23 protein-coding genes are annotated in these 24,761 nt (G+C 65.8%); 20 read left to right on the plus strand and 3 right to left on the minus strand.

The genetic code is table 11. The annotated features are described in order from the left end of the window. Positions 1 to 67 precede the first annotated feature (67 nt). Complete coding sequence (locus G3446_RS07355; RefSeq protein WP_164452183.1) at positions 68 to 1,336, plus strand: alpha-amylase family glycosyl hydrolase; 1,269 nt, start codon at positions 68 to 70, stop codon at positions 1,334 to 1,336. Between the two features lie 25 nt (positions 1,337 to 1,361). Then, positions 1,362 to 1,952 carry a L,D-transpeptidase gene (locus tag G3446_RS07360; protein ID WP_164452184.1) on the plus strand — a complete coding sequence of 197 codons (591 nt, stop codon included), beginning with the start codon at positions 1,362 to 1,364 and terminating at the stop codon, positions 1,950 to 1,952. Positions 1,953 to 2,562: 610 nt separating this feature from the next. Here the strand turns inward: G3446_RS07360 and G3446_RS07365 are convergent. Further along, positions 2,563 to 4,230 carry a BCCT family transporter gene (locus G3446_RS07365; RefSeq protein ID WP_164452185.1) on the minus strand — a complete coding sequence of 556 codons (1,668 nt, stop codon included), beginning with the start codon at positions 4,228 to 4,230 and terminating at the stop codon, positions 2,563 to 2,565. A 784-nt stretch (positions 4,231 to 5,014) separates the two neighbouring features. Beyond that, positions 5,015 to 5,968, minus strand: coding sequence for an acetyltransferase (locus tag G3446_RS07370; RefSeq protein WP_164452186.1), 954 nt, complete (start codon positions 5,966 to 5,968; stop codon positions 5,015 to 5,017). Between the two features lie 327 nt (positions 5,969 to 6,295). On the opposite strand from G3446_RS07370, the gene G3446_RS07375 reads away from it, so the two are divergent. The 14 genes from G3446_RS07375 to G3446_RS07440 all read left to right on the plus strand — a co-directional run bounded on the left by G3446_RS07375 (position 6,296) and on the right by G3446_RS07440 (position 18,684). Continuing rightward, a complete protein-coding gene (locus G3446_RS07375; RefSeq protein ID WP_164452187.1) occupies positions 6,296 to 6,790 on the plus strand; it encodes a TlpA family protein disulfide reductase in 495 nt (164 codons plus the stop codon). Positions 6,791 to 6,799: 9 nt separating this feature from the next. Continuing rightward, positions 6,800 to 7,027 (plus strand): DUF4266 domain-containing protein, encoded by a 228-nt coding sequence (locus G3446_RS07380; protein ID WP_164452188.1) that lies wholly within the window; start codon positions 6,800 to 6,802, stop codon positions 7,025 to 7,027. Then, positions 7,014 to 8,288 carry a DUF3570 domain-containing protein gene (locus G3446_RS07385; protein WP_164452189.1) on the plus strand — a complete coding sequence of 425 codons (1,275 nt, stop codon included), beginning with the start codon at positions 7,014 to 7,016 and terminating at the stop codon, positions 8,286 to 8,288. Before G3446_RS07380 ends, G3446_RS07385 begins: the two co-directional genes overlap by 14 nt. A gap of 10 nt (positions 8,289 to 8,298) precedes the next feature. After that, positions 8,299 to 9,225, plus strand: coding sequence for an FAD:protein FMN transferase (locus G3446_RS07390; RefSeq protein WP_164452190.1), 927 nt, complete (start codon positions 8,299 to 8,301; stop codon positions 9,223 to 9,225). Between the two features lie 199 nt (positions 9,226 to 9,424). Next, positions 9,425 to 9,853 carry a nucleoside-diphosphate kinase gene (ndk, locus tag G3446_RS07395; RefSeq protein ID WP_164452191.1) on the plus strand — a complete coding sequence of 143 codons (429 nt, stop codon included), beginning with the start codon at positions 9,425 to 9,427 and terminating at the stop codon, positions 9,851 to 9,853. Positions 9,854 to 9,869: 16 nt separating this feature from the next. Continuing rightward, positions 9,870 to 10,964, plus strand: coding sequence for a dual-specificity RNA methyltransferase RlmN (rlmN, locus tag G3446_RS07400; RefSeq protein ID WP_164452192.1), 1,095 nt, complete (start codon positions 9,870 to 9,872; stop codon positions 10,962 to 10,964). Beyond that, the gene (gene pilW, locus G3446_RS07405; RefSeq protein WP_164452193.1) at positions 10,961 to 11,743 is read left to right on the plus strand and encodes a type IV pilus biogenesis/stability protein PilW; all 783 of its coding nucleotides are present in this window, start codon (positions 10,961 to 10,963) and stop codon (positions 11,741 to 11,743) included. Before rlmN ends, pilW begins: the two co-directional genes overlap by 4 nt. A 15-nt stretch (positions 11,744 to 11,758) precedes the next feature. After that, entirely contained in the window at positions 11,759 to 12,742 is a 984-nt protein-coding gene (locus G3446_RS07410; RefSeq protein ID WP_164452194.1) for a RodZ domain-containing protein, read from the plus strand. Positions 12,743 to 12,811: 69 nt separating this feature from the next. Continuing rightward, a complete protein-coding gene (hisS, locus tag G3446_RS07415) occupies positions 12,812 to 14,092 on the plus strand; it encodes a histidine--tRNA ligase (protein ID WP_164452195.1) in 1,281 nt (426 codons plus the stop codon). Between the two features lie 141 nt (positions 14,093 to 14,233). After that, the gene (locus G3446_RS07420; protein WP_164452196.1) at positions 14,234 to 14,866 is read left to right on the plus strand and encodes a tetratricopeptide repeat protein; all 633 of its coding nucleotides are present in this window, start codon (positions 14,234 to 14,236) and stop codon (positions 14,864 to 14,866) included. 21 nt (positions 14,867 to 14,887) lie between these two features. Beyond that, positions 14,888 to 16,159, plus strand: coding sequence for an outer membrane protein assembly factor BamB (gene bamB, locus G3446_RS07425; protein WP_164452197.1), 1,272 nt, complete (start codon positions 14,888 to 14,890; stop codon positions 16,157 to 16,159). 5 nt (positions 16,160 to 16,164) lie between these two features. Further along, positions 16,165 to 17,562 carry a ribosome biogenesis GTPase Der gene (gene der / locus G3446_RS07430; RefSeq protein ID WP_164452198.1) on the plus strand — a complete coding sequence of 466 codons (1,398 nt, stop codon included), beginning with the start codon at positions 16,165 to 16,167 and terminating at the stop codon, positions 17,560 to 17,562. 188 nt (positions 17,563 to 17,750) lie between these two features. Continuing rightward, on the plus strand, positions 17,751 to 18,215 hold the full coding sequence (locus tag G3446_RS07435) for an SRPBCC family protein (RefSeq protein WP_164452199.1): 465 nt from the start codon (positions 17,751 to 17,753) through the stop codon (positions 18,213 to 18,215). A gap of 19 nt (positions 18,216 to 18,234) precedes the next feature. Then, positions 18,235 to 18,684: a PAS domain-containing protein gene (locus tag G3446_RS07440; RefSeq protein ID WP_164452200.1), complete on the plus strand. Its 450-nt coding sequence runs from the start codon at positions 18,235 to 18,237 to the stop codon at positions 18,682 to 18,684. A 26-nt stretch (positions 18,685 to 18,710) separates the two neighbouring features. Here the strand turns inward: G3446_RS07440 and G3446_RS07445 are convergent, their stop codons facing one another. Continuing rightward, entirely contained in the window at positions 18,711 to 20,201 is a 1,491-nt protein-coding gene (locus G3446_RS07445) for a DUF2867 domain-containing protein (protein ID WP_164452201.1), read from the minus strand. Positions 20,202 to 20,559: 358 nt separating this feature from the next. On the opposite strand from G3446_RS07445, the gene G3446_RS07450 reads away from it, so the two are divergent. From G3446_RS07450 to cysE, 4 genes are all read left to right on the plus strand, one after another. Then, on the plus strand, positions 20,560 to 21,219 hold the full coding sequence (locus tag G3446_RS07450; RefSeq protein ID WP_342450059.1) for an SOUL family heme-binding protein: 660 nt from the start codon (positions 20,560 to 20,562) through the stop codon (positions 21,217 to 21,219). A gap of 230 nt (positions 21,220 to 21,449) precedes the next feature. Then, on the plus strand, positions 21,450 to 22,328 hold the full coding sequence (locus tag G3446_RS07455; protein ID WP_164452202.1) for an HDOD domain-containing protein: 879 nt from the start codon (positions 21,450 to 21,452) through the stop codon (positions 22,326 to 22,328). Positions 22,329 to 22,806: 478 nt separating this feature from the next. After that, positions 22,807 to 23,955 (plus strand): homocitrate synthase, encoded by a 1,149-nt coding sequence (gene nifV / locus G3446_RS07460; protein ID WP_164452203.1) that lies wholly within the window; start codon positions 22,807 to 22,809, stop codon positions 23,953 to 23,955. A gap of 21 nt (positions 23,956 to 23,976) precedes the next feature. Then, on the plus strand, positions 23,977 to 24,759 hold the full coding sequence (cysE, locus tag G3446_RS07465; protein ID WP_164452204.1) for a serine O-acetyltransferase: 783 nt from the start codon (positions 23,977 to 23,979) through the stop codon (positions 24,757 to 24,759). The last annotated feature ends 2 nt before the right edge of the window (positions 24,760 to 24,761 follow it).

The following is a 24,761-nucleotide window of genomic DNA, read 5'->3' on the forward strand; positions in this document are numbered from 1 at the left end:
GTTGCTTCAGGTGTCATCCGGTTTTGGCTGGCGCTGCGAACGCTCGCGGCAAGGACTCATTCGCCCGATGAAGATCTACAATCTCTTCCCCCGTCTCGCCGGCCGTTTCTCCGACTGGGGGCCGCACCTGGAACGGGCCGCTTCGATGGGGCTCGACTGGGTGTTCGTCAACCCCATCCAGAAGACGGGACGCTCCGCCAGCCTCTACTCCATCGCCGACTATTTCGCGATCAACAAGGACTTCCTGCGCCCACGCGCCCGAGTCTCGCCAGAGGATCAGGTTCGCGCCATGGTCGAAACGGCCAAGTCGCATGGCCTATCCATGATGATCGACCTGGTCATCAACCACTGCGCGGTGGATTCCAAGCTGGTCAAGGAGTATCCGGAGTGGTTCGTGCGGCATGGCAGCAAGGTCGCCAACCCCTTCTGCTTGGAGGCGGACGGCACCAAGGTCGTTTGGTACGACCTCGCGCAGTTCGATCACGAGCATTCGCCGGACCGCGAGGGGCTCCAGGACTATTGCGTCGAGCTGATCGAATATCTCGTCGACCTCGGCTTCCGCGGCTTCCGCTGCGACGCCGCCTACCAGATCCCCAACGACGTCTGGCAGAAGCTCATCAGCCGGGTCCGCAAGCGTCACCCAGAGACCGTCTTCATCGCCGAAACGCTCGGCTGCTCGCCCGAGCAGACCGCGGCAACGGCCCGCGCCGGGTTCGATGCCATCTTCAATAGCTCGAAATGGTGGGATTTCGAGGGCGACTGGCTGCTCGATCAATACAGCCTCACCCGCGAGGTCGCCCCCTCCATCAGCTTCCCCGAGAGCCACGACACCGAGCGGCTCTACTGCGAGTCCGGCGACAACGCCGACGCCATGCGGCAACGCTACCTCTTCGCCGCCCTCTTCTCCTCGGGGGTCATGATCCCGATCGGTTTCGAGTATGGGTTCCGCAGCCGGCTCGACGTCGTCAATACGCAGCCCGACCAATGGGAAGGGGTCAATGTCGACCTGACCCATTACATCGCCCAGATCAACCGGATCAAGGACACCTATCCCGTCTTTCAGAGCGAGGGGCCGATCAGGCGGCTGGACACCTCGAATCCAGCGGTCCTGCTGCTCCACAAGAAGCACCCTCGCGGCAAGGGCGAGGCCCTGCTCGCGCTCAACAAGGACCCCTGGAGCCGCCAGCATTTCTATGTGGAGGACCTCTACCGCCACATCGAGGGACAGGGACCGCTCATCGACGCCTCCCCTGAGTGGCCGATGGATTATCTCCCGACACCCTTCGACTTCGAGCTCGGCCCCGGCATGGGCCGAATCCTGGTCACGGAGCCCTGAGAAACGTCAGCCGGGAGACGTGCAAATGCCTCGACGCATCCCCCGCATCTTGCTAACGATCTGGGCCGGCTTCTTTCTAGCCGCTTGTGCGCATGCGCCAACGGACCTGGCCAAAGATCTGCCAGCGCCCGAGGCCAAGACCGAGGGACCTGTGACGGCGGAAGACGGCGCGCCGATTGGCGATGAAGACGCCCAGGAGACCGCCGACGGGGCGCCGACCGACGCGGCTACCGGATCACCGGAGGAATCGGGAGACGCCGAAAAGGCCCGCAAGCTCAGCATCTCGCTGAGCGAGCAGGCATTCAGCTACTCGGAAGGCGATGAGGTGGTCAGAACCGGGCCGATCTCGTCCGGGGCCGAAGGCTACCCGACGCCGACCGGCAAGTTCGCCATTCTCAGCAAGGACGAGGACAAGGTCTCCTCACGCTACACCAACCAGCTCGGCATGCAGGCCTGGATGCCTTACGCCATGCAGTTCCACGGCCACTACTTCCTGCACGAGGGCTGGCTGCCCGGCCACCCGGACTCACACGGCTGCGTGCGCGTCGGCGAGAAAGACGCCAGGTTTCTGTTCGAGCGGATGAAGATCGGGGATACCGTGACGGTGAAGCCCTAGGCGGGAGTCGCGGATCCTTCAGCCGCCTTAGCGCCTCGTCGGCACTGTCAGCATTCCGGCCTGGACGACGCAATTCGAGTCGCGAAGGGCACGAAGTACTCGAAGAGAGATCACGCCATCCCTGGCAAGAATCGGCTCCTCAGGCCCAGCAACCCTCAGAGACAGGCCCCTTTCGACGTATTGCAGCGGCCGGAGCAGCAATCATCGCCGGTCGAGCAAGCCTCCTTCTTCAAGGCGCAGCTCGGGGTCGGCGGATCCTCCTGGCAGACGCTAGAGTCCGCGCAATCGCCGTCGTCGCAGTCCGTCAAGCCGTCACCGTCGTCATCGAGCGAGTTATCGCAGATCTCGAACAAAGGCTCGCTGCCGCAGTCCTGCCCACCGTCTTGGCCTACGGACACATTTCCCCATTCACCCACGAAACCCGCTGTCATCGCCGCCAACCTATCCCGGTGAGTTATGCAAGCTAGCCTGGTCGAGCCTAAGCTGCTGTCTGGAAACTCGCAGCGGCGAATTCAGCCGCCCTAGATACCCTCACGGGTGGGCGACTGAAATCGCCGCCACACCCATCCATCAGGGTCTCAACGATGATTTCCAGACAGTCTCCAAGGCTTCAGGTTCTCAGCTCCTGCGCCATGCGCGTACCGTCGGCGGCGATCCTTGACTCCGGCGTCGGTAGGGCCGAGGGGTCTTCTCTGAGGGATTTGAGCAGCCCCCAGACCATCGCCAGCAGGACGAAGGAGATCGGGAAGGCGGCGGCGATGGAGGCGGTCTGCAAGGCCTTCAATCCACCGGCCACCAGCAGCACGGCGGCAACCACGCCCTCGCCCATGCCCCAGATGATGCGGAAGGTCTTCGGCGGGTTCTCGTCGCCCATGGACAGCATGGTCGTGATGACCAGGGTGCCCGAGTCCGATGAGGTGATGAACCAGGTGGCCAGCAGGAAGGTGGCCAAGGCCGACAGCGGCCAGACCGCCCAGCTCATATCGCCCATCCAGGACATACTGCCGAGGTTGTCGATGGTGGTGTACAAGGCGTTCGGCAGGTTCCAGGCCATGACCGTATCGATGACGCCGGCGCCGTCGACCGCGTTCAGCTCTTGCCAGATGGCATTGCCGCCGAACATGCAGATCCAGAAGAAGGCGATGGTAGTCGGTACGAACATCACGCCGACCATGAATTCGCGAATGGTCCTGCCGCGCGAGATGCGGGCGATGAACATGCCCACGAACGGCGCCCAGGAGATCCACCAGCCCCAGTAGAAGATGGTCCATGCACCCTGCCAGGCGGAGTTGCCGGTATCGTTGGCCGCATAGAAGCCCATGGGCACGACATTCCACAGGTAGTTTCCGAACGAGGTGACGAACAGGCTCATCAGGAAATCGAAGGGCCCGATCACGACGAACGCGGCCAGCAGGATGATCGACAGCCAGATGTTCCATTCCGAGATGATGCGGATGCCGTTGCCGACACCTGAGACCGCCGATGCGGTGCCAATGAGCGAGATCACCAGGATGAGCGTCAGCTGGGTCGGCACGCCGGGGTCGATGCCGAACAGCACGTTGAGGCCCGTGGCCATCTGGCTGACCCCGAGCCCCAAGGAGGTGGCGACGCCGAAGACGGTGCCGAACACCGCCAGTAGGTCGACGGCATGGCCGATCGGGCCGTAGATCCGCTCACCGATCAGCGGATACAGCGCCGAGCGCATGGTCAGCGGGAGCTTCTTACGGAATCCGAAATAGGCCAGGCAGAGCCCGACCACCACGTAGACGGCCCAGCCGTGGAATCCCCAGTGAAAGAAGGTCACCCGCAGCGCGTCCACGCCGCGCTGAACGGTCATCTCCGTGTTGCCCTGCATGTCGGCGTGAGGGTTGTTGGGGTAGCCGAATGAGCCCGAGCTGTCGAAGTAGAAGATCGGCTCCGCGACGCCGAAGAAGAGGATGCCGATGCCGACCCCCGCCGAGAACAGCATCGCAAACCAGGAGAAGTTGCTGAACTCCGGGCGATCGCTGTCGTCTCCCAGACGGATGGAGCCCCACCTGGAGAACATCAGAAAGAGGCAGACGCCGAGCATGCCGGTGACGGTGGAGATGTAGTACCAGGACAGGCCGTTCTCGATCCAGCTGCGGACCGCGCTATAGAGGCTGCCGGCAAATTCGACATTCAGTACGGTAAAGATCACGAAGGCCGCCACCATCCCCTTGGCGGCGATTCCCATGCCGGGATGGAGTCCGGAGAATATTCCCCGGGTCGCAACTAGGTTGTCTCTCGGATCAGTCATAGGCTGTACTTGCGGTTGATTAACTGTTGAGGTGCGCGCCGGAGCGCGCACTCGATCAGCGAGGACTTTGATGTATGGAGCAGTTGCGGCCGTAAACGAGCCGCTTGTGTCTTCGGTGATGACGCCCAACCGGCTCGGCCGTGCGGAGTCCTGGCGGGTGTGCGCCTGCAAGCTTGATGAGCCAGACAGGTCGGCGCGCTGCGCATGCAGGGGCAGGCAGAACGGCACCTCGGGTGCCGAGCACGAACTGTTCGGGAGGCCGTATCATAACAGGTCCCCCAGGGCGCAGACCCTACCCCCCTGGCAATGGCGCCGCGGGGCGAGCCCTGTCTACCCTCATCCCATGGAAATCGCCTTGCGATCAGCTCCGCATCCTCGGCGCCAGGCCACCATAAGGTGATTTCCTCGAATGATCCTACCCAGAACAGCGCCTCCAGTAGGATGGGCAAAGCCCCTGGCACGCCGGCGCGCATGGGGAAGGCTTTTGTGGGGCGTGCCCACCCAGGTCCGCTCAGGCGCCTGGACGATGGGCATGCTGCGCTTTGCCCATCCTAGGGGGAATCTGTTTCCCGGAAATCACATAAAGGCCAGGGCTCACGGTGACATCATGCTCCGCGGCAGCGGCAGCATCCTCGTGACATTGCAGGGCCCGACTAGCGGTCGTTCGGCTGACACCCGAGTGTGCAGCGATGATTCAGATCCTGCAAAGACGTGTACGTGCTGGAGGCGATCGCCCAATCCCTGGGCGCTCGGAGAGCTCCGCGAGCAAGCTAGGAGCGGAAGCTCAGAACGCGGCCCGAAAGGCGGCGACGAAGGCGTCGTAGCCACTCTCCGGGAGGTCGTTGATCCCAGCGGCAGCCTTGCGCCCTCCCCCGGTCGGGAACTGGCGACACAGGGCGTCGGCGCCCTCGGGCCTGGCGATGGGGGCACGCACGCTGACCACGAATCCGCCTTGGGTCAGGCGCGTCAGGATGGCGTGCGCCTTCTCGGGCTCCGCCTGAGCCAGCTCGTTGGCGAGCACGCCGCTGGCGCGGCGCGCCCAGGGCTCGGCCGGCAGGACGAAGAGCCGGTGACCCGCATCATCCAGCTCAGGGGCGACGGCGCGGGATTGCTCCATATCCTCGGCATAGCCATCGCGCAGGGCGGCAAAGGCGGCGTCTTCCGCAATGAAGGCCAGCGGGTCTGCGTAGGGATGCAGGCGTCGGTAGAGCTCCTGAGGCGCGAAGTGCAGGTCCTCGACCGAAGGCCCGTAACCATTGTAGTTGATGTAGATCCCCAGCTCGCGCAGCTTGGCGATCTCGGATTCGGGCAGCCCCAGAGGCTCGGCGGCGCGGCGCGCGGATTCGTCGAAGTTGTCGCCGAAGGTGCCGACCACGGCCCAGGCCCGCTGGCTGCCCTTCAGGTAGTCGTCGACGAGCAGGCTGGTGCCCTTGTCCGGCAGCGTCTCGATATGGACCTTGAGCGCGGAATGGCTTGGGATGTCTCCCGGGAAGTGATGATCGAAATAGCGGACGCGAGCGCCGGCCGCGAGCAGCCGCTCCAGGTCCTTGCGATTCTTGTCCAAGGAGATGTCCAGCACAGTGACCGAGGCGCCCGCCGCGTCCGGCACCTGACGCAGCAGGTCGATCTCGCGCTTCACCCCAGTCACCAAGACCGCATCGACCGGCTCGGCGAGCCTCAGCTGCTGCAGCGCGCAAATCCCGTCGGCGTCGCCGTTGAACACGTCGTAATGGCTCATCGAATCTCCCGAAATAGTGAGTCAGCTACAGGCGCCGCGAACGGCAAGCCCCCGCAACGCAATGAAACTTCGATAGAATGCGGCGTCGATCGGGTCGGCGCCATTCTCGCGTGGAGGCGTCGGTTGTCGTTTGGGTCAGTCTGCTCGCGCAAGACGGGCAAGCGCGGCGCAGTCCACCGACGCCGACGCGGGATTCGGCGGACTTCGCTCGGGCTCGTCCACCCGACAGGCCCAACTGAACGACCAAGGACCTCATGGAGGAGGCATGGGCAATGCTCACTTGCCGACAGAGTCGCTTCGCCTCATCCACAAGCTGAGGGACGTCCCATGAGACTCAACCACTTGCTCCCACTCCTGATCCTGCTTGGCGGCAGCTCCGCCCAGGCGGCGGATGTCGGCTCGCCCGCCCCGAGCTGCGCCGTCCCGTCGCTCTCGGGCGATGCACAGGTAGACCCGGCCAGGCTGCGCGGCCGGGTGGTCTACCTGGATTTCTGGGCCTCTTGGTGCGGCCCCTGCGCCAAGTCCTTTCCCTTCATCGAGCAGATGCATCGCGACCTGAACGCGCAGGGGCTGGAGGTCGTCGCCATCAATCTCGACGAAGAGCGCCAGGACGCCGAGGGCTTTCTGTCCAAGCACCCCGTCAGCTTCACCATCGGCTCCGACCCCAAGGGCAAGTGCCCGAGGCTCTACAAGGTCAAAGGTATGCCGACATCCTACCTGATCGACCGCAGCGGGCAGATTCGAGACATCCACGAGGGCTTCGAATCCGCGGACGCGCCAAAGATCCGCGCCCAGATCGAATCACTGCTCTCGCAGCCCTAGGAAAGACTCATGCACTCAAGACACTCGGCATTGCTCCCCTGCGGACTCGGCACCTTGCTATCGCTCGCGGGCTGCGCCATGGACGTCGCCCCCTGGGAGCGCGGCAACCTCGCCCGCCAAGAGATGGCGCTCGAGCCCTACCCGCTGGAGGCAGTCTTCAGGCAGCACGTCTTCTTCTCGAAAGAGGCCGTCAGTGGCGGCTATGGCATCGGAGGTGGCGGCTGTGGCTGCAACTGACCAGCCCCCGAGCAAGACGCTGACGGCGCTGACCTCAGCGGCACTCGCCCTGCCGGGCATGCCGCAGACTGGCGTCGCCGCCACGCCCGAGGAGCGCGACTGGGAGGTCGGCTATTTCTACTATGAGGAAGGCGACGACCGCATGACGGTCGAGAGCCTCAACCAGAGCCTGGTCGTCCCGCTCGGAGACCGGCTCGACATCCGGCTCAACGGCGTGCGCGACACCATCTCCGGCGCTTCCCCCATCTACAACGTCCCGCAGATCCGTTGTGAGGACGGCAGGGTCTTCGACGCCCCGGTGCGGACCGTGAGCGGGGCCTCGGGCTCGACCTCCACTGGCGGCCCGCCGCCCGAGCGCCCGCCCCTGAACGACGGGAGCTGCGGCATCTCAAGTGTGCGTCAGGTCATGCTCGAAAGCACCTTCGAGGACATCCGCACGGCCGGCGATTTCAAGCTGAGCTATTACCGGGACGACACGACCCTGAGCTTCGGCGCCGGCCTCTCGCGCGAGAAGGACTACGACTCGGACTTTTTCAGTCTGGACCTCCGCCAGGAGATGAATCAAAAGCTGACCACCCTGGCGGTCGGCTACAGCCTAGCCTCGGACACCTTCACGCCGCTCAACAAGACCAACTTCTCAGGCGACAAGGAAACCCATCAGCTCTTGGTCGGCGTGACCCAGGTCCTGAGCAAGAACGACTTCATCCAAGCCAACCTCACCTATGGCGACAGCAGCGGCTATCTGACCGATCCCTACAAGAACGTCTACCTGCTCTCCACCAACGAGGCGATCGAGGAATCGCGCCCCGAGGCGCGTCGCCAGTGGAATCTGCTGACCCGCTACGTCCATTACTTCCCAGGGCTCAAGTCGGCCCTCCACCTCGACTACCGTTACAGCCGCGACGACTGGGGCATTAGCGCGCACACGGTCGAGACCTTCTGGATCCAGTCGCTCGGACAGGGCTGGCAGCTCGTCCCGAGGCTACGCTATTACAGCCAGGGGCAAGCGGACTTCTACCAGAGTTATTTCGAGGATCTCCCAGCCGACGGCTACTACAGCAGCGACTATCGCCTAGCCGGCTTCGGCGCGCTCAGCGGCGCACTCAAACTGACGAAGCAGATCACGGATCAGGTACGCCTGGATGCCGGCGTCGAATTCTACGACCGCCAGTCGCACTACGCGCTGAACGACCACGACGACAGCAGCTATGCCGACTACGGCTTCACCATCTACAGCCTGAGCGTCGACTTCGCCTTCTGAGCCCAGCCAGATGCAGCTGCACCGTGTCGCCTTCCGTGCCATGGGCTCGCCGTGCGAGCTGCAGCTCTACAGCGACGATCCCAGACGCGCCGAGGCCGTCTGTCGGCGAGCGGCGGAAGACGTGCTGCGACTCGAGCGGCGCTACTCCAGATACCTGGATGACAGTCTCACAGCGGCCATCAATCGCGTGGCCGCCCAAGGCGGCAGCTTGGAGGTCGATGCGGAGACGGCGGCACTCCTGGACTATGCCGAGACCTGCTACCGGGAGAGCGACGGGCTCTTCGACATCACCTCGGGCGCACTGCGACAAGTCTGGCGCTTCGACTCCGGCCGACTGCCGAAGCAAGCGGAGATCGACCGCCTGCTCGCACGGATCGGCTGGGACAAGGTGCGCTGGCGGCGACCGCGACTCGGTTTCCGCGTCCCTGGGATGGCCCTGGATTTCGGCGGCATCGGCAAGGAGTACGCGGCGGACCGCGCAGCCGCGATCTGCCTGGAGGCAGGCATCCGGCATGGGCTGATCAACCTGGGGGGCGACGTTCGGGTGATCGGCCCGCTCCCCGACGGCAGCCCATGGCAAGTCGGCATGCAGGACCCGCAGCGACCGGATCGGCTGCTCGGCGGCCTGCTGCTCAGCGGAGGCGCGCTCGCCAGCAGCGGCGACTACGCCCGCTGCCTGGAGATCGACGGCCGCCGCTACGGCCACATCCTCAGCCCCAAGACCGGCTGGCCGGTCGAAGGGCTCGCCGCGGTCAGCGTGCTCGCCGACGCCTGCCTGGTCGCGGGCAGCGCCTGCACCATCGCTATGCTCAAGGGGCGTGAAGGCATCCCCTGGCTCGAGGGGCTCGGGCTGTCGCATCTCTGGATCGACGCGGCGGGCAACCGCGGTGGCGCGGGCGGGCTGGCCGGACTGACAGGCGCAACGCGCGCGACCTAGCGGCATCAGGTCCCGAGCGGTCTTACGAATGCCTCACACGCCATTGCTCGCCCGACACACTGCCTTTACACTTGCGTGTTAGCCTGTTAGGAAGTCGATGATCCCCGCCGGCGCTAGCCATCAATATCAGCGGATCTCCTCCCGACGCCACTTTCCCAAACCCCTTGTCATTCTCAACGCCCCAAGATTAGGAGCCCGCATGGCTATTGAGCGTACCCTGTCCATCATCAAGCCCAACGCCGTCGCCAAAGACGCGATCGGCGCCATCCTGAGCCGCTTCGAGGCAGCCGGTCTGAAGATCGTTGCCGCGCGCATGCTGCACATGAGCAAGGAGCAGGCATCTGCTTTCTACGCCGTTCACCAGGGCAAGGGCTTCTTCGACGAGCTGGTCGGCTTCATGAGCTCTGGCCCAGTCATGGTGCAGGTCCTGGAAGGCGAAGGCGCCATCGCCAAGAATCGCGAGATCATGGGCGCGACCAATCCCGCCGAGGCGGCTCCGGGCACCATCCGCGCCGATTTCGCCGACTCCTTCACCGAGAACGCGGCCCATGGCTCCGACTCGCCCGAGAACGCGGCGGTCGAGATCCAGTTCTTCTTCCCGGAAGGCGTTTGCGAGCGCACGCGCTAAGACCGCAGAGGCGTCCATGACTGCGATCGACCCCAAGCCCAACCTGCTCGACCTGGACCTCGCCGGCTGCGAGGCCCTGGCCGCGGAGCTTGGCTTCAAGACCTTTCATGGACGCAATCTGCTCAAATGGATGCACAAACATGGCGTCGTCGACTTCGACGCCATGACGGATGTCCCCAAGACCCTCAGGGCCGCGTTGAGCGAGCGCACCCAGATCCGCCTGCCGCGCATCATTCAAGACCACCCATCCGCGGATGGGACGACCAAATGGGTGATGGAGCTCGAGGACGGGCAGCGCGTCGAGACCGTCTTTATCCCTGAGGGCAAGCGCAGCACCATCTGCGTGTCCTCGCAGGTCGGCTGCGCCCTCGATTGCGCCTTCTGCGCGACCGCACAGCAAGGGTTCAACCGCAACCTGGGCGTCGCCGAGATCATCGGCCAGGTGTGGCACGCCACCCGCCAGCTGGGTAAGGCACCGACCAATGTCGTCATGATGGGCATGGGCGAGCCGCTCGCCAACTTCGACGCCGCAGTGGCCGCCATGGACATCATGCAGGACGACCTCGCCTACATGCTGGCCAAGCATCGCGTCACCCTCAGCACCTCAGGCATCGTGCCGAACATCTACCGGCTGCGCCAGGTCAGCGATGTCTCGCTCGCCGTGTCCCTGCACGCACCCACGGACGAGCTGCGCGACGCCCTGGTGCCCATCAATCGCAAGTACCCGCTCGCCGAGCTGATCCCCGCCTGCAAGGCCTATGTCGCGGGCGACAAGCGCCGCAAGGTGACCTGGGAATACATCATGCTGGACGGCGTCAACGACAGCCTGACGCACGCCAAGCAGCTGATCCGGCTCCTCCAGGGCGTGCCGTCGAAGGTCAACCTGATCCCCTTCAATCCCTTCACGGGGAGCGACTTCGGCACCTCGCCGCCAGAGCGCGTCGAGGCCTTTCGTCAGCGCCTGGCACGCTCTGGTATCTTCTCGATGACTCGCAAGACCCGTGGCGACGAGATCTCCGCCGCCTGCGGGCAACTGGTTGGCCGCGTCCAAGACCGTACACGCAGGCTCGGACGGGTCGTGGTCCAGGACAGCGGAATGGTGGCCCCATGACCAGCACACTCGCGCATCGATTGATCCTCACGCTGGGCCTGTGCCTCACGCTCGCAGGCTGCGCGACCGACAAGGCCTATGAGGATGCGGACCAGGAGCTCGGACTCGACCCCGAGGGCAGCCCCGCCGAGCTCTACGTCAAGATGGCCGAGGAGTACTACGCCCGCGGTCAGATCGATGTCGCCTTCAGGCGCGCGCAGCAGGCGATCGAGGCGGACAAGAAGTACCCGCGCGCCCAGATCTGGATCGCCTTCCTCCTCGAAGAGCTGCGCCAGCCCGAGGACGCGGTCAAGCACTACCAGCGGGCCATCAAGCTGGCGCCCAAGAGCTCGGACATCCTCAATGCCTACGCCTCCTTCCTGTGCCGCCAGGGCAGCTACGCCGAGGCCGATGGCTACTTCAGCCAAGCCATCGACAACCCCGTGTACGCAACCCCCTGGATCGCCATGACCAACGCCGGCGACTGCGCCACCAAGGCCGGCAATACCGCCAAGGCGGAGAGCTACTATCGCTCGGCCATGGAGGCGAGCCCCGCCTTCGGAGCACCTCTGGTGAAGATGGCCGAGCTGGCGATGGCGCGCGGCGACGCCAAGACGGCCAAGGGCTATATCGACCGCTACTTCGAGCCCAGCACGCTGCGTACCGCCGGCGCCTCCTACAAGGCACTCCAGGTCGGGGCGCGCGCCGAGCGCAAGCTCGGCAACCGCAAGCGCGCGGCCTACTATGAGCGCGTGCTCAAGGCCAACTTCCCACAAGCCCCCAAGACCCGCGACACCTAGAGACCCTCATTCGTCATGAATCAGCCTGTAAGCACGCAACCCGACGATCAGATCGAGCAGTACGGGAGCCCAGGTCGGCAGCTGCGCGCGCTGCGCGAAGGGCGCAACATGGGGACCGAGCGTGTCGCCGCACAGCTGCACCTCGACCGGCGGGTGATCGAGGCACTGGAGCGCGACCAGTTCGAGGAGCTGCCGAGTCCGGTCTTCATCTCTGGCTATCTGCGCAACTATGCCCGGCTGCTCGGCGCGGATCCGAAGCCCATTATCCGGGCCTACAACGCCGTGCGCCCAGACGCCGACACCCATGTCAGATCCACCGCGGGGACACATCTTCAGTCGCGCGGCAGCGGCCGCGTCTGGGGCTGGGTGATCGGACTGACGTTCGTCCTGGTCGCCGGAGGTCTCGCCGGGCTCTGGTGGCAAGGCCGCGATGCCGGGGACGACGAGATGACCGCGCTCTCCCCGGTGCCCGCCACCGTCGAGACCCAGACCCAAGGCATCCTCGCGGACGAGGCCGGACCCGAGACGACATCGGCCGATGAGGAGACGGCCACGCCCGTGGATTCCTTCGGCGCCCCCGTCTCCGTGCCCAGCGATGCCATCCCGCTGCGCCCCAGCGGCACCGCCCAAGGCGCGCCGTCCGCGCCGCCGAGCGGCGAAGAGGCCGCGGCGGCCGCCAGCGAGACCATCCCGGCGACCAGCCTGCCCAGCGAGCCAGCGCCCGAGCTTGTCGTCGAAGCGGCGCCCAATCGCGACGTCGTGCTGGAATTCAGCGCAACCTCATGGGTCGACGTTCGTGATGCCGCTGGCGAGGTGGTGCTGAACGGCGAAATGCGTGACGGCGATCGCCGCGTGCTGAGCGGCGAGCCGCCCTACAAGCTGGTCATCGGCAACGCGGCGGCGACGCAGCTCAGCATTGGCGGGAAGCCGTTCGACCTGGAGAGCCGCGCCCGAGGGAACGTCGCCCGTTTCTCACTCGACCCTGATACAACCCAATGATCACTCCTGATACAACCCAATGATCACTTGGGTAGAGACGCATCCCGCCATCGCCCCAGAGCCCCGCGCATGAGCAAGAACATCCAAGCCATCCGGGGGATGCACGACATCCTCCCGGATCGAATCGCCATTTGGCACCGTCTCGAAGACACCGCCAGAGAGGTGCTCTCGGGCTACGGCTATACCGAGATCCGCACCCCGCTGGTCGAGGTGACGGAGCTCTTCAGCCGCTCGATCGGCGAAGTCACGGACATCGTCGAGAAGGAGATGTACAGCTTCGAGGACCGCAACGGCGACGGCCTCAGCCTGAGGCCCGAGGGTACCGCGAGCTGCGTGCGCGCGGCCATCGAGCACGGCATGCTCATGCAGCCGCAGCGGCTCTGGTACCGCGGCCCCATGTTTCGCTACGAGCGTCCGCAGCGCGGGCGCTATCGCCAGTTCCACCAGATCGGCGTCGAGGCCTTCGGACTCGCCGGGCCGGACATCGACCTGGAGATCATCCTGCTGACCGCCCGCCTGTGGCGCGCCCTCGGCTTCGAGCGTTTCCGCCTCGAGCTCAACACCCTGGGCGACCAGGCCGAGCGCCAGGCCTATCGCGAGCGGCTCGTGGCCTATCTCTCGACGCACCTCGACCAGCTCGACGCGGACAGCCAGCGGCGCCTGGCCACCAATCCGCTGCGCATCCTGGACTCCAAGAATCCCCAGACGCAGCAGATCGTCGCGGACGCCCCGACACTGATGGACTGCCTCGGCGACGAGACACGCAGCCATTTCGAGCAGATCTGCCGCAACCTCGACGCCGCCGGCATCGGCTATCAGATCAACCCGCGCCTGGTGCGCGGACTGGACTACTACAACCGCACCGTCTTCGAGTGGATCACCGACGAGCTCGGCGCCCAGGGGACGGTGTGCGCCGGCGGGCGCTACGACGGCCTCGTCGCGCAGCTGGGCGGGCGACCGACCCCGGCGGTGGGCTTCGCCATGGGCCTAGAGCGGCTCGTGGAGCTGATGCAGCAAGACGGACAGTTCGCGGAGCCCCCGCTCGACGCCTATTTCGTCGCCGTCGGCGACAAGGCACAGGCGGCCACCCCCAGACTGACCGAGCAGCTTCGCGACGCCGTTCCCGGACTGCGCCTGCTCGCCCACTGCGGCGGCGGCAGCTTCAAGAGCCAATTCAAGAAGGCCGACAAGAGCGGCGCTCGCCTCGCGCTCATCCTCGGCGAGGACGAGCTGGCGCGTCAGGTCGTCGGCGTGAAGCATCTGCGCGAGGATGTCGAGCAGCGCGAGCTGGAAATGGAAGCGCTGGCCGCCTATCTGCGCGCCGCGACCACCAGCTCCGCGGAGACCTGAGGGCCGGCTCGCACACGGACGGCTTCGCATGCGCGACGCCCGATCGACACAAGACGATGCGCTGGACCTGGCCCGAGTCGCCCGTTGCGCACAGGCGGGTAGACTCGGCAAGCGCCTACAACACTTTCGACGGAGACCAGTGTGACCTACGAAACCGACGAGGAAAGAGTCGAGGCCCTGAAGAAATGGTGGAAGGAGAACGGGGTATCCGTCATCGCCGGAGCAGCCCTCGGCCTCGGCGCCATCTATGGCTGGCGCCTCTGGATCGGGCACCAGGAGTCGGTCGCCGCGCAGGCCTCGACCGCCTTCGAGCAGCTGATGGCCAACGCCTCGGCCCGCAGCCCGCAGCCGGACGCCATCGGCAAGCAGCTGCAGCTCATCGAGGACGAGTTCGGGTCCACGCCCTATCCCAGCCTTGGCGCCCTGGTCGCGGCCAAGGCCCTCTATGACGCGGGCAAGCCGGACGAAGCCGTCGCGGCCCTGCGTCAGGCGATCACTGACGCGCCCGATCCGGCCCTGGCCCGCATCGCGGCGCTGCGCCTGGCGCGGGTCCAGGCTGCCCAAGGCGAGCTGGACGCCGCCGAGCAAACGGTGAAGGCCCATGACACTAGCGCCGCCTTCGCTGGCGAGTTCGCCGCCGTGCGCGGGGACATCGCCGCCCAGCGTGGCGACACCGAAGGTGCCCGGCGGGCTTACGAGGAGGCGATCGAGAAGGGCAGCGCCCTCTCACAGCTCCTCCGTCTCAAGATCGACAACCTGCCCGCAGCGGGCTAGGCAGACTAGGGAGACCGTCTTATGGGACCGCGTTTCAAAGCCCTGTCGGCCCGCTTCGGCCTCCTCATGCTGACGCTGCCGCTGTCGGGCTGCGGCAGCATCCCCTGGTTTGGGGGGGAAAAGGATCCCACGCCGCCGACGGAGCTGACCGAGATCACCCAGCAGGTGGGCGTCACCAGGCTCTGGTCCGACCGGCCGACGCGCGGCAGCGACGAGCGGCGGCTCTACCTCGTTCCGGCGCTCGCCGCGGGCAAGCTCTATCTGGCCGACGCACGCGGCCGCGTCCTGGCGCTCGATGCCGGCTCGGGCCGCGAGATCTGGCGCCGCGAGACCAAGTATGCCTTCAGCGGCGGGCCGGACGTCTCCGGCGAGGCGCTGGTCCTGGGCACCAGCCAGGGCGACCTGGTCGCGCTGTCGCCCCAGGACGGCCAAGAGCTCTGGCGCGCCAGCCTCGGGAGCGAAGTGCTCTCCATCCCGCGCCTGACGGACGACGGCAAGGTCATCGTCCACACCCTCAACGACTCCATCTACGCCTTCGCATCGGGCACGGGCAAGGAGCTGTGGCGCATCAACTACCCGGCCCCTGTGCTGACGCTGCGCGGCAGCAGCACGCCACTGATCCTGCCGGACGCGACCATCGTCGGACTGTCGGGCGGAAAGCTGGTCAAGATCGATACGCAAGAAGGCATCCCGTTGTGGGAGACTGTCGTCACCCGGCCGCATGGGCGCTCGGAGCTGGCGCGCATCGCCGACCTGGATGCGGATCCCATCCTGATCGGAAACACCCTCTATGTCGGCACCTACAACGGCGACCTGGCCGCCGTGGACGCCACCACCGGCGACGTGCTCTGGCGCCGCGAGCTGTCGGCCCATGCCGGATTGGCCGCGGACGGCAGCGGACTCTATGTGGCCGACTCTAGTGATCAGGTCTGGGGTGCCGAGATCGCGGACGGCGGCGGACGCTGGAAGCAGGAGGCCCTGCGCTATCGCCAGCTCACCGCACCCGCCTTGATCGGCAGCTATGTCGTGGCTGGGGACTTCGACGGCTTCTTGCATCTGCTGAGCAAGGGCGACGGCCGCATCGTCGGGCGCACCCGCGTGACCAAGAAGGCCGGGATCACCGCGCGCCCCCTGGTGCAGGGGAATCGGCTCTATGTCTACGCGGAGGACGGCACCATCGCGGCCCTGACGCTCGGCGCCCCTGCCGCCAGCAAATCCCTGCTCGGCTTCAAGCGTGCGGGGCAGCCAGCCACCGCATCACCCGAGGCCACCAAGGCGGAGCCACCCCGCTGACTAACATGCTGCCCGTCATCACGCTCATTGGTCGACCCAACGTCGGCAAATCGACCCTGTTCAACCGCCTGACCCGGACACGCGACGCCTTGGTCGCGGACTTTCCCGGTCTCACGCGAGACCGCCAGTATGGGGTCGGACGCATCGGCCCCGGTCCTTACATTCTGGTCGACACAGGCGGCATCGCCTCCTCGGCCGAGGGCATCGAGGCCCTGATGGAGCGCCAAGTACAGCGCGCCGTCGACGAAGCCGATCACCTGCTCTTCCTGGTCGATACCAAGGATGGCTGCACCCCCGAAGACGTCGAGATCGCCCAGCGTCTGCGCCGTCTCGGCAAGCCCATCAGCCTGGTCGTCAACAAGAGCGACACCACCGACCCCATGCTGGCGGTCGCCGATTTCCATCGGCTCGGGCTCGGCGACCCCTGGGCCGTCTCGGCGACGCAAGGGCTCGGCGTGCGCACCCTCATCGATCATGTCTTCGGGCTGCTGCCAGAGCAGGAGAAAGTCGCCGAGGCGGACGACGAGCAGAGCGGCACCAAGGTAGCCGTGGTCGGACGACCCAACGCGGGCAAGTCCACGCTCATCAATCGGCTGCTCGGCGAGGAGCGTCTCGTCGCCTTCGACAGCCCCGGAACGACGCGCGACAGCATCTTCGTCCCCTTCGAGCGGCTGGGCCGACACTACACCCTGATCGATACCGCCGGCCTGCGACGCCGCGCCCGCGTCCAGGACGCTATCGAGAAGTTCAGCGTCATCAAGACCCTGCAGGCGATCGAGGCGGCGAACGTCGTCATTCTAGTGATCGACGCACACGCGGGCATCGGCGAGCAGGATGCCACCCTCGCCGGCCATATCATCGAGAGCGGCCGCGCCCTGGTCGTGGCGATCAACAAATGGGATGGCATGGACACCGAGCAGCGCAGCCAGGTGCGCGCGCAGTTCTCGCGCAAGCTCGGTTTCCTGGACTTCGCCAAGCTGCATCTGGTCTCCGCGCTGCACGGCAGCGGGGTCGGGCTGCTGCTCGACGATGTCGACACCGCCTACACGAATGCCACCCGCGACCTGCCCACTCCCGAGCTGACCAGGCTGCTGGAGGCGGCAGTCATGGAGCATCAGCCTCCCTTGGTCAAGGGCCGCCGCATCAAGCTGCGCTACGCCCACCAGGGTGGCCGCAACCCGCCGATCGTCGTCATCCACGGCAACCAGACCGAGGCCGTGCCCGAGTCCTATCGCCGTTACCTCATCAACCGTTTCCGCAAGCAGCTGGATCTGGCCGGGACGCCCCTGCGTCTCGAGTTCAAGAGTGGCACCAACCCCTACGAGGGCAAGCGCAATCAGCTCTCGGCGCGCCAGATCGCCAAGAAGCAGCGCCTGAAGCGCTTCACCCAGCGCAAGCGCTGAGCCAGGCCACGGGCGTCCACAGCACTCGCGATAAGAGACCGGGCAGCCTGCCCGGCCGTGGCGCAGGCGTTGCAAAACATGGCGGACCCACCATAACCCTAGTCAAGGTCACAACCGGCTAGGGCTGCCCAAGGCAACCGCCACGGCTCGACGGTGAGACAGACCCTGAGAAATGGAGGTGAATCAGCGTGGTTCGCGGGGAGGCTAGTATCCTGATCGACACCCAGGCTTCACGGGTGTTCGATTTCGTAGCGACCGATTTCGCCGACAATTACCGGCGCTGGTCGCCGGAGGTTCAACAGCTAAGGCTGCTGACACCCGGCCCCTTGCGGGTCGGGAGCAAGGCCAGACAGGTCCGAGTCGACCAGGGGCGCAAGAGCACCACCACTTTCAAGGTCATTGCGCTGGAGCGCCCCAGCAAGGTCGGTTTCGTCGAGCAGACCGGACAGTTTCGAACCGAGTACCATATCGAGCCGGCGGGCGATCGGGCCCGGCTGCGCTTCTACTTCGAGCTCGCGCGGCTGGAGCTCTACATGCGTCCCTTCGAGAAGCTCATTCGCGCGGCGATCCAAGAGGGCGCCGAGCGGGTCGTGCGCAACATCAAAGGCCTGATCGAAAGTGAGCAGACCGGGTCCGCCAAAGGCCTGGGCTGAGACGATTTCGGAGCTCCCAATGGATTTCATCGTCGAAAAAGACATCGGCACCATCCCTTTCGTGCTGTCGCAGATCCTGGATACCTGCGTGAACGGCGTCACGCTGTCGGACCCGGACCAGGAAGACAACCCCATCATCTACGCCAACGAGGCCTTCGAGCTGATCACGGGCTATGATCGCGAGGACATCCTAGGCCACAATTGCCGTTTTTTGCAGGGCGAGGATCGCGACCAGCCCGAGCTGGAGCGGATCCGCGATGCGCTCAAGAACCGCGCCCCCGTCACGGTGACTCTGCGGAACTACCGCAAGGACGGCACCCTCTTCTACAACCAGTTCACCATCCGCCCGCTGTACGATCCTCAAGGCAATCTCATCTACTACTTGGGAATTCAGTACGACGTTACCGAGAAGGTCAGGGCCGAGAAGGAGCTGGAGCGGCTGAACGCACTCCTCGCTGAGAAAGACTGATCGCAAGGCAGTCAGGGTGGCCAACCCTAGCTGCGCTTCGAGACGGCCTCCGCACGACGGCAAATCTCGCGCGGAAGCCCCTTGAGCAGCACGCGATGCGCGGGCTCCAGCGAGAACCAGTAGAGCAGGCCCCAAACCCCGGCGGGATGCCAGTAGACCCTGGCAGTCAATCGCGTCCCGCCGCCCTCGCGCGGCTCCAGCTCGAATTCCAGCACGCCCGCGCCAGGCGCCCGCATGCCGAAGGCCAAGGTCAAGCGGCGCTCCGGCTCCACGCCGATGACCTTCCAATAGTCGATCTGATCGCCGACCCTGACCTCTTGCGGGTGACGGCGTCCGCGCCGCAGGCCCGGGCCGCCAACGGCCCAATCCATCCATTCCCGCACTGACCAGAGCCGGTCGAGATAATAGTAGCCATTCTCCCCGCCGATCGCGGAGACGACCTGCCAGACAGCCCCGGGACCCGCCCAGGTCTCGGCCTGGCCCGCCGCCTTCTTGGCGTAATAGGAATAGTCGATCTGTCGCTCGCGCACCGTAAAGGCCCCTTCCGTCCAACGCGTCACCATGGCCCCGCTGCGCTCGATGGCGAATGACGCCTCGACGGCCTCGCGAAACCCGAGCAGCCGCTGCGGCACCAGACGCCGCAGCTCCCGATCATCCGCATCGAAGTCATGCCGGAGACCCTCGATCAAGGCGCGCGCGATATTCGTCGGCACGGAGGTCACCAGCCGCAGCCAGTAGGACGACAGCCGTGGCGTCAAGACGGGCACCGGGATGATCCAAGGCGGTCGGCGCCCGGCGGCCTCGGCCAATATGCACATCATCTCGCCATAGGTCAGGGTCTCCGGGCCTGCCGCATCGTAGCAGTGCCCTGCCGCCTCCTCGATCCAGGGGATCTGGGCCAGATAGGTCAGCAGATTCTCGAGCGCGATGGGCGGCGACTTCGCCTGCACCCAGCGCGGCGTCACCATGACGGGCAGATGCAAGACCAGATCGCGCATCACCTCGAAGGCCGCGGATCCGGGTCCGACGATGATCCCCGCGCGCAGCTCGGTTACCGGCACGGCCCCCTGCCGCAGCACCTCACCCGTGTCGCGCCGCGAGACGATGTGCTCGCTCGCCGCGTCGTCCGGCACCAGCCCGCCGAGATAGACGATTCTCCGCACGCCCGCCTCGGCCGCGGCGGCGGCGAAGTTGCGCGCAGCCTCGAGGTCCAAGCGTCCGAAGTCCCGCCCGGCGGCCATGGAGTGGACCAGGTAGTAGGCCACTTCGACACCCTTGAGCGCGGGGACCAGGCTTTCCGGGACGAGGACATCCGCGGCGATGATCTCCGCGCCCTTCCAGCCACGCGCCTCCAAGACGTCCGCGTGGCGCGACGAGGCGCGCACGGCTCGCCCCTCGGCGAGCAAGTGGACGACCAGATGACTGCCGATGTAGCCACTGGCACCGAACACCAGCCAGCGTCCGCTATCCGCCACAGGACGGCTCCGCGAGGCCTCAGCTTCCCCTTGCTCGGTCATTTCGCTTCGCTCCTCCCGAATCCGGGATCGGACATCGACATCCAATGGCTCGTCGCCTGAGTCGCCGTTGGGCTCCGGGTAGAGCCGCCGAGCCGGAAAGGCCCACGACGCGCTCGCGGAGATGCCGATCGGCAAACATCCGCATCGGCGTCATGAGACCTTGCTTAGGGCGGCCCCACCGGATTCCAACACAGCCTCCGTTGCCAGGCGCGCACCCGAGGTCAAGAGGCCAAATTCGCGCCATCGGGCGCAGCATCCCGCAACGGCTCGCAAGAGCCCATGTTTCTTTTGCCGCCGCCGGACCCAATCTCGCACGCATCGACGCGTAATGCCAACAGCGCATGGAGCCAAGATTTCGATGACAGCGAGATTCCGAATCGACGGGCTGAGCGGACGACTCATGCTCGTCCTTGCGATGCTTTTAGCCGGGGGCACTGCAATGGCGATCGAAGAGCCAAGCTACCAGGTCGTTCGCACCTATCCGGTGTTCGAGCTACGCCAGTACGCGGCCTATGTCGTCGCCGAGACGGAGGTCCAAGGCGATTTCGACAAGGTGGGCAGCCAGGCCTTCCGGATTCTCGCCGACTACATCTTCGGCAACAATGAGTCGAAGACGAAGATGGCGATGACGGCGCCGGTCAATCAACGGGCAGCCGGGGGCGAGAAGATCGCAATGACGGCCCCGGTCGGCCAGCGCCCCGGCGGCTCGGGCGCGGACCGCTATCTCTTGAGCTTCGTCATGCCTTCCAGCTACAGTCTGGACGCACTGCCCAAGCCGAAGGATCCGCGCGTCACCTTGCGCCCAGAGCCGGCCAAGCTGATGGCCGTTCGGCGCTATTCGGGGCGTTGGACGCTCAGCAACTACGAGAAAAACCGCCGTATCCTGCTCATGGCCCTCGATGAGGCCAAGCTCGAGGCCATCGGCGCCCCCCTCTACGCGCGCTACAACCCACCCTTCACGCCCTGGTTCCTGCGGCGCAACGAGGTCATGATCGAGGTCTCGCCCCCGCGCGATTGAGACGCGCAGAGATCCGCTCCGACGACGAAAGCTCGACCGCAGGCGCCCAAGAGCGCCCCCGCCCCCCCGCATCCGCTCCAGGTGCTATTTTCAGGGTGATGCCGGCGGTCCGAGAACCTCCCCGGGTGGATGGCAGTCCGCTATCCCAACGCAGCTCGGGGCCGCTAGGCCGCCCACAATGCGCTGGCTCGCGCCCATTGCGCTCGTCGTCGCCCAGGACAGGAGCATTCATGACACCCGAATCGCTCGTCGCGCAGACCGAGACCCTCTTCTCCTTTCCGGACGCGGCCTATCGCGTGCAGGAGCTGATCGAGGCACCCTCCACGCGGGCTCAGGATCTCGCCGAGGTGATCCTCTGTGACGCGGCCCTGACCGCTCGCTTGCTGCGACTCGTCAACAGCCCGGTCTTCGCCCCCGCCTCCCCCGTCACCAAGGTCGCGCAAGCGGTGAACCTTCTCGGCACGCGCGCCTTGAGGGACCTGGTCTTCGCGACCTGCGCGATCGAGACATTCGCGGGCTTGCCGGAGGACGGGCTCAATATGGAGCATTTCTGGCGCTACTCGGTCACCAGCGGCATCGCCGCGCGCACGCTCGCCAGCGAGCGCGGCCTACCCGCGAGCGAGCACCTCTTCCTCATCGGCCTAGTGCATGGGCTGGGGAAGCTGATCCTGCTCAGCCAATGCCCAACGCAGGTCCGCGAGGTCATGCAACGCCTGGGCAAGACGGCGACGATTGAGGAGACCGCCGCAGCGGAAGAGCAGGTCCTAGGCTTCAACTACGCCGAGCTCGGCGCGACCCTGCTCAAGGCGTGGCGCTTCCCGGACAGCATTTGGGTGCCCGTCCAATATCACTTGCAGCCAGGGCGCGCGCCCACGCACCGGCTCGAGACCGAGACGCTCTGGGCCAGCGTCAGCGTCGCCAGCGACATGCTCGCCGCAGACCTGGCGAAAGGGGACGAGCCTGGCTCAGTCCAGATCCCCGAGCCCGAGAGAATCGCCAAGCCCTTGCGCCTGCCGGCGGAATCCATCGCCCGCCTGCCCCTTGAGATCGAGCTCGAGATCCTGGAGATGCTCGAGATCCTGATACCCGGCTGCTCACTGATCCCATAGGCGGCACCGCGAACGCCCTTGCACCCTAAAAGGGACCATCAGCTTCCAGCCCTCACGGGTCATGCCGAGCAGTCACGAGCCGGTCCCGTGGGCTCGAACGCCGGGACGACCACCGCATTCGCCAGCGGCATCACACACTCAGATCAATAGAGTCCTGCCTCTTTGGTAACGACTCGATCTGGACCGCCTGGCCAGCCCCGCTCTCGACGGGCTTCGCCCTCAGCCTGTCGGCGCGGTCGCGCAAGGACGGCTTCCAAGCAGCACCAGAAGACGCTCCTCCAAGATCCTGCGAATCCCCCGCAGAGATCCAGGAGCATTTTGCTTGGTCATCTCCCCGACAAGTCGTTGCCCTGCCCTTTGTCGCAAACCCCTCAATCGCCACCACAGAGGCACCTAAGAGTCTGATAAATCAGCAGCAAATGAACGGCACAGGCTTTGCTTCAGTGAACGCAACGGCACTCAGGAGTCAGCCACGGCAATGAAGCAGAGCAAGGTCACCATCAACGACACCACCTTACGCGACGGCGAGCAGTCGGCTGGCGTCGCCTTCTCCCTGGAGGAGAAGCTGGCGATCGCACGCGGCCTTGACACGCTCGGGGTTCCCGAGCTCGAGATCGGCATCCCGGCCATGGGCGAGGAGGAGTGCGAATCCATCCGCGCCGTGGCGGCATTGGGATTGTCGGCGCGCTTGATGGTGTGGACCCGAATGCTCCCGCAAGACATGGCGCTCTGCGGCGACCTGGGCGTCGACATGGTGGATCTCTCCATCCCGCTGTCGGACCAGCAGATTGCGCGCAAGCTCGGCCGCGACCGCGACTGGGTGCTGCGGCAGATCCGCACCCAGGTCCGCGCGGCCCAGGACCTGGGGCTGGATGTCTGCGTCGGTGCCGAGGACGCCTCCCGCGCCGATCCCGAGCTGCTGTGGCTGGCCGCCGAGGCCGCCCAAGAGGCCGGTGCCCGCCGCTTCCGCTTCGCCGATACGGTCGGGCTAATGGACCCCTTCGCCGTCTACGAGCGCATCCGCGATCTGCGCGCCATCGTCGATCTGGAGATCGAGATGCACGCCCACAACGACCTCGGCATGGCGACGGCAAATACCCTGGCGGCCGTGCGCGGCGGTGCGACCCATGTCAACACCACGGTCCACGGGCTCGGCGAGCGCGCTGGCAATGCCCCGCTGGAAGAAGTCGCGATGGGGCTGCGCCACACCCAGAACATCGACACAGGCGTCCATCTGCATCACTTCGAGAGCCTCTCGCAGCTGGTCGCCCAGGCCTCCGGCCGCCCGGTCTGCTGGCACAAGAGCTTGGTTGGACTCGGCGCCTTCACCCATGAGGCAGGCATCCATGTCGATGGTCTGCTCAAGGACCCATTGAACTACCAAGGCGTCGACCCCGCCGAGCTGGGGCGAGCCCACCGCATGGTGCTCGGCAAACACTCCGGCAAGCACGCCGTCCAGCAGATCTATGCGGAGCTGTTGCGCTTCGAGCTCGACACCGACCAGGCCGAGCGGGTGCTGCCCCTGGTGCGGCGCTTCGTCACCGAGACCAAGCGCAGCCCCGAGACGGGCGACCTGAGACGCTTTCTGACCGAAATCGGCCACCCACAGGCCGCATTGCTCCAGTAGTCGGTGCGGGAGACCCCAGACATGAGCGAGGCCATTCTAGAGCGACCGATCGAGCCAGGTGTCTGGTCGACCATCGCCGAGGACGTGGACTGCATCTTCGAGCGCGACCCGGCGGCGCGCACGCGCTTCGAGGTCTACACGACCTACCCCGGGGTCCATGCCGTCATCCTCTATCGCCTGGCGCACCCGCTCTGGGGGCGCGGCTGGCGCTGGCTGCCGCGCTTCATGTCCTACATCGCGCGGATCTGGACCAGCATCGACATTCATCCCGGCGCCACCATCGGCCGCCGCTTCTTCATCGATCATGGCGCCGGCGTCGTCATCGGCGAGACGGCCGAGATCGGCGACGACGTTACCCTCTACCATGGGGTCACCCTAGGCGGCACCTCCTGGCGCAAGGGCAAACGCCACCCGACGCTCGGTGACGGCTGCGTGGTCGGCGCCGGGGCCAAGATTCTCGGTCCTGTGATCCTCGGCGGACACGTCAAGGTCGGGGCCAACTCGGTCGTGATCGGCAATGTGCCGGAAGACAGCACGGTGGTTGGCATCCCGGCCAAGGTGGTCAAGTCGCGCAAATCGCACAACCTCACCCCGCACGGTATCGACCTCGACCATCACCTGATCCCGGACCCGGTCGCCGGGGCCATCTCCTGCCTGCTGGAGCGTATCCGTCACCTGGAGCAAGAGATCGGGATTCACGGTTGCCTGCCGGGCGGCACCGAGCAGGAAGACGAGTGCGGAAGCTGCGAAGCGATCCAGGTCTGCGAGCCACCCGACCGGCGCGAGCACCTCACGGAGGCATAGAG

It is taken from the genome of Thiorhodococcus minor, from assembly GCF_010820565.1.
Taxonomy (GTDB): Bacteria; Pseudomonadota; Gammaproteobacteria; order Chromatiales; family Chromatiaceae; genus Thiorhodococcus; species Thiorhodococcus minor.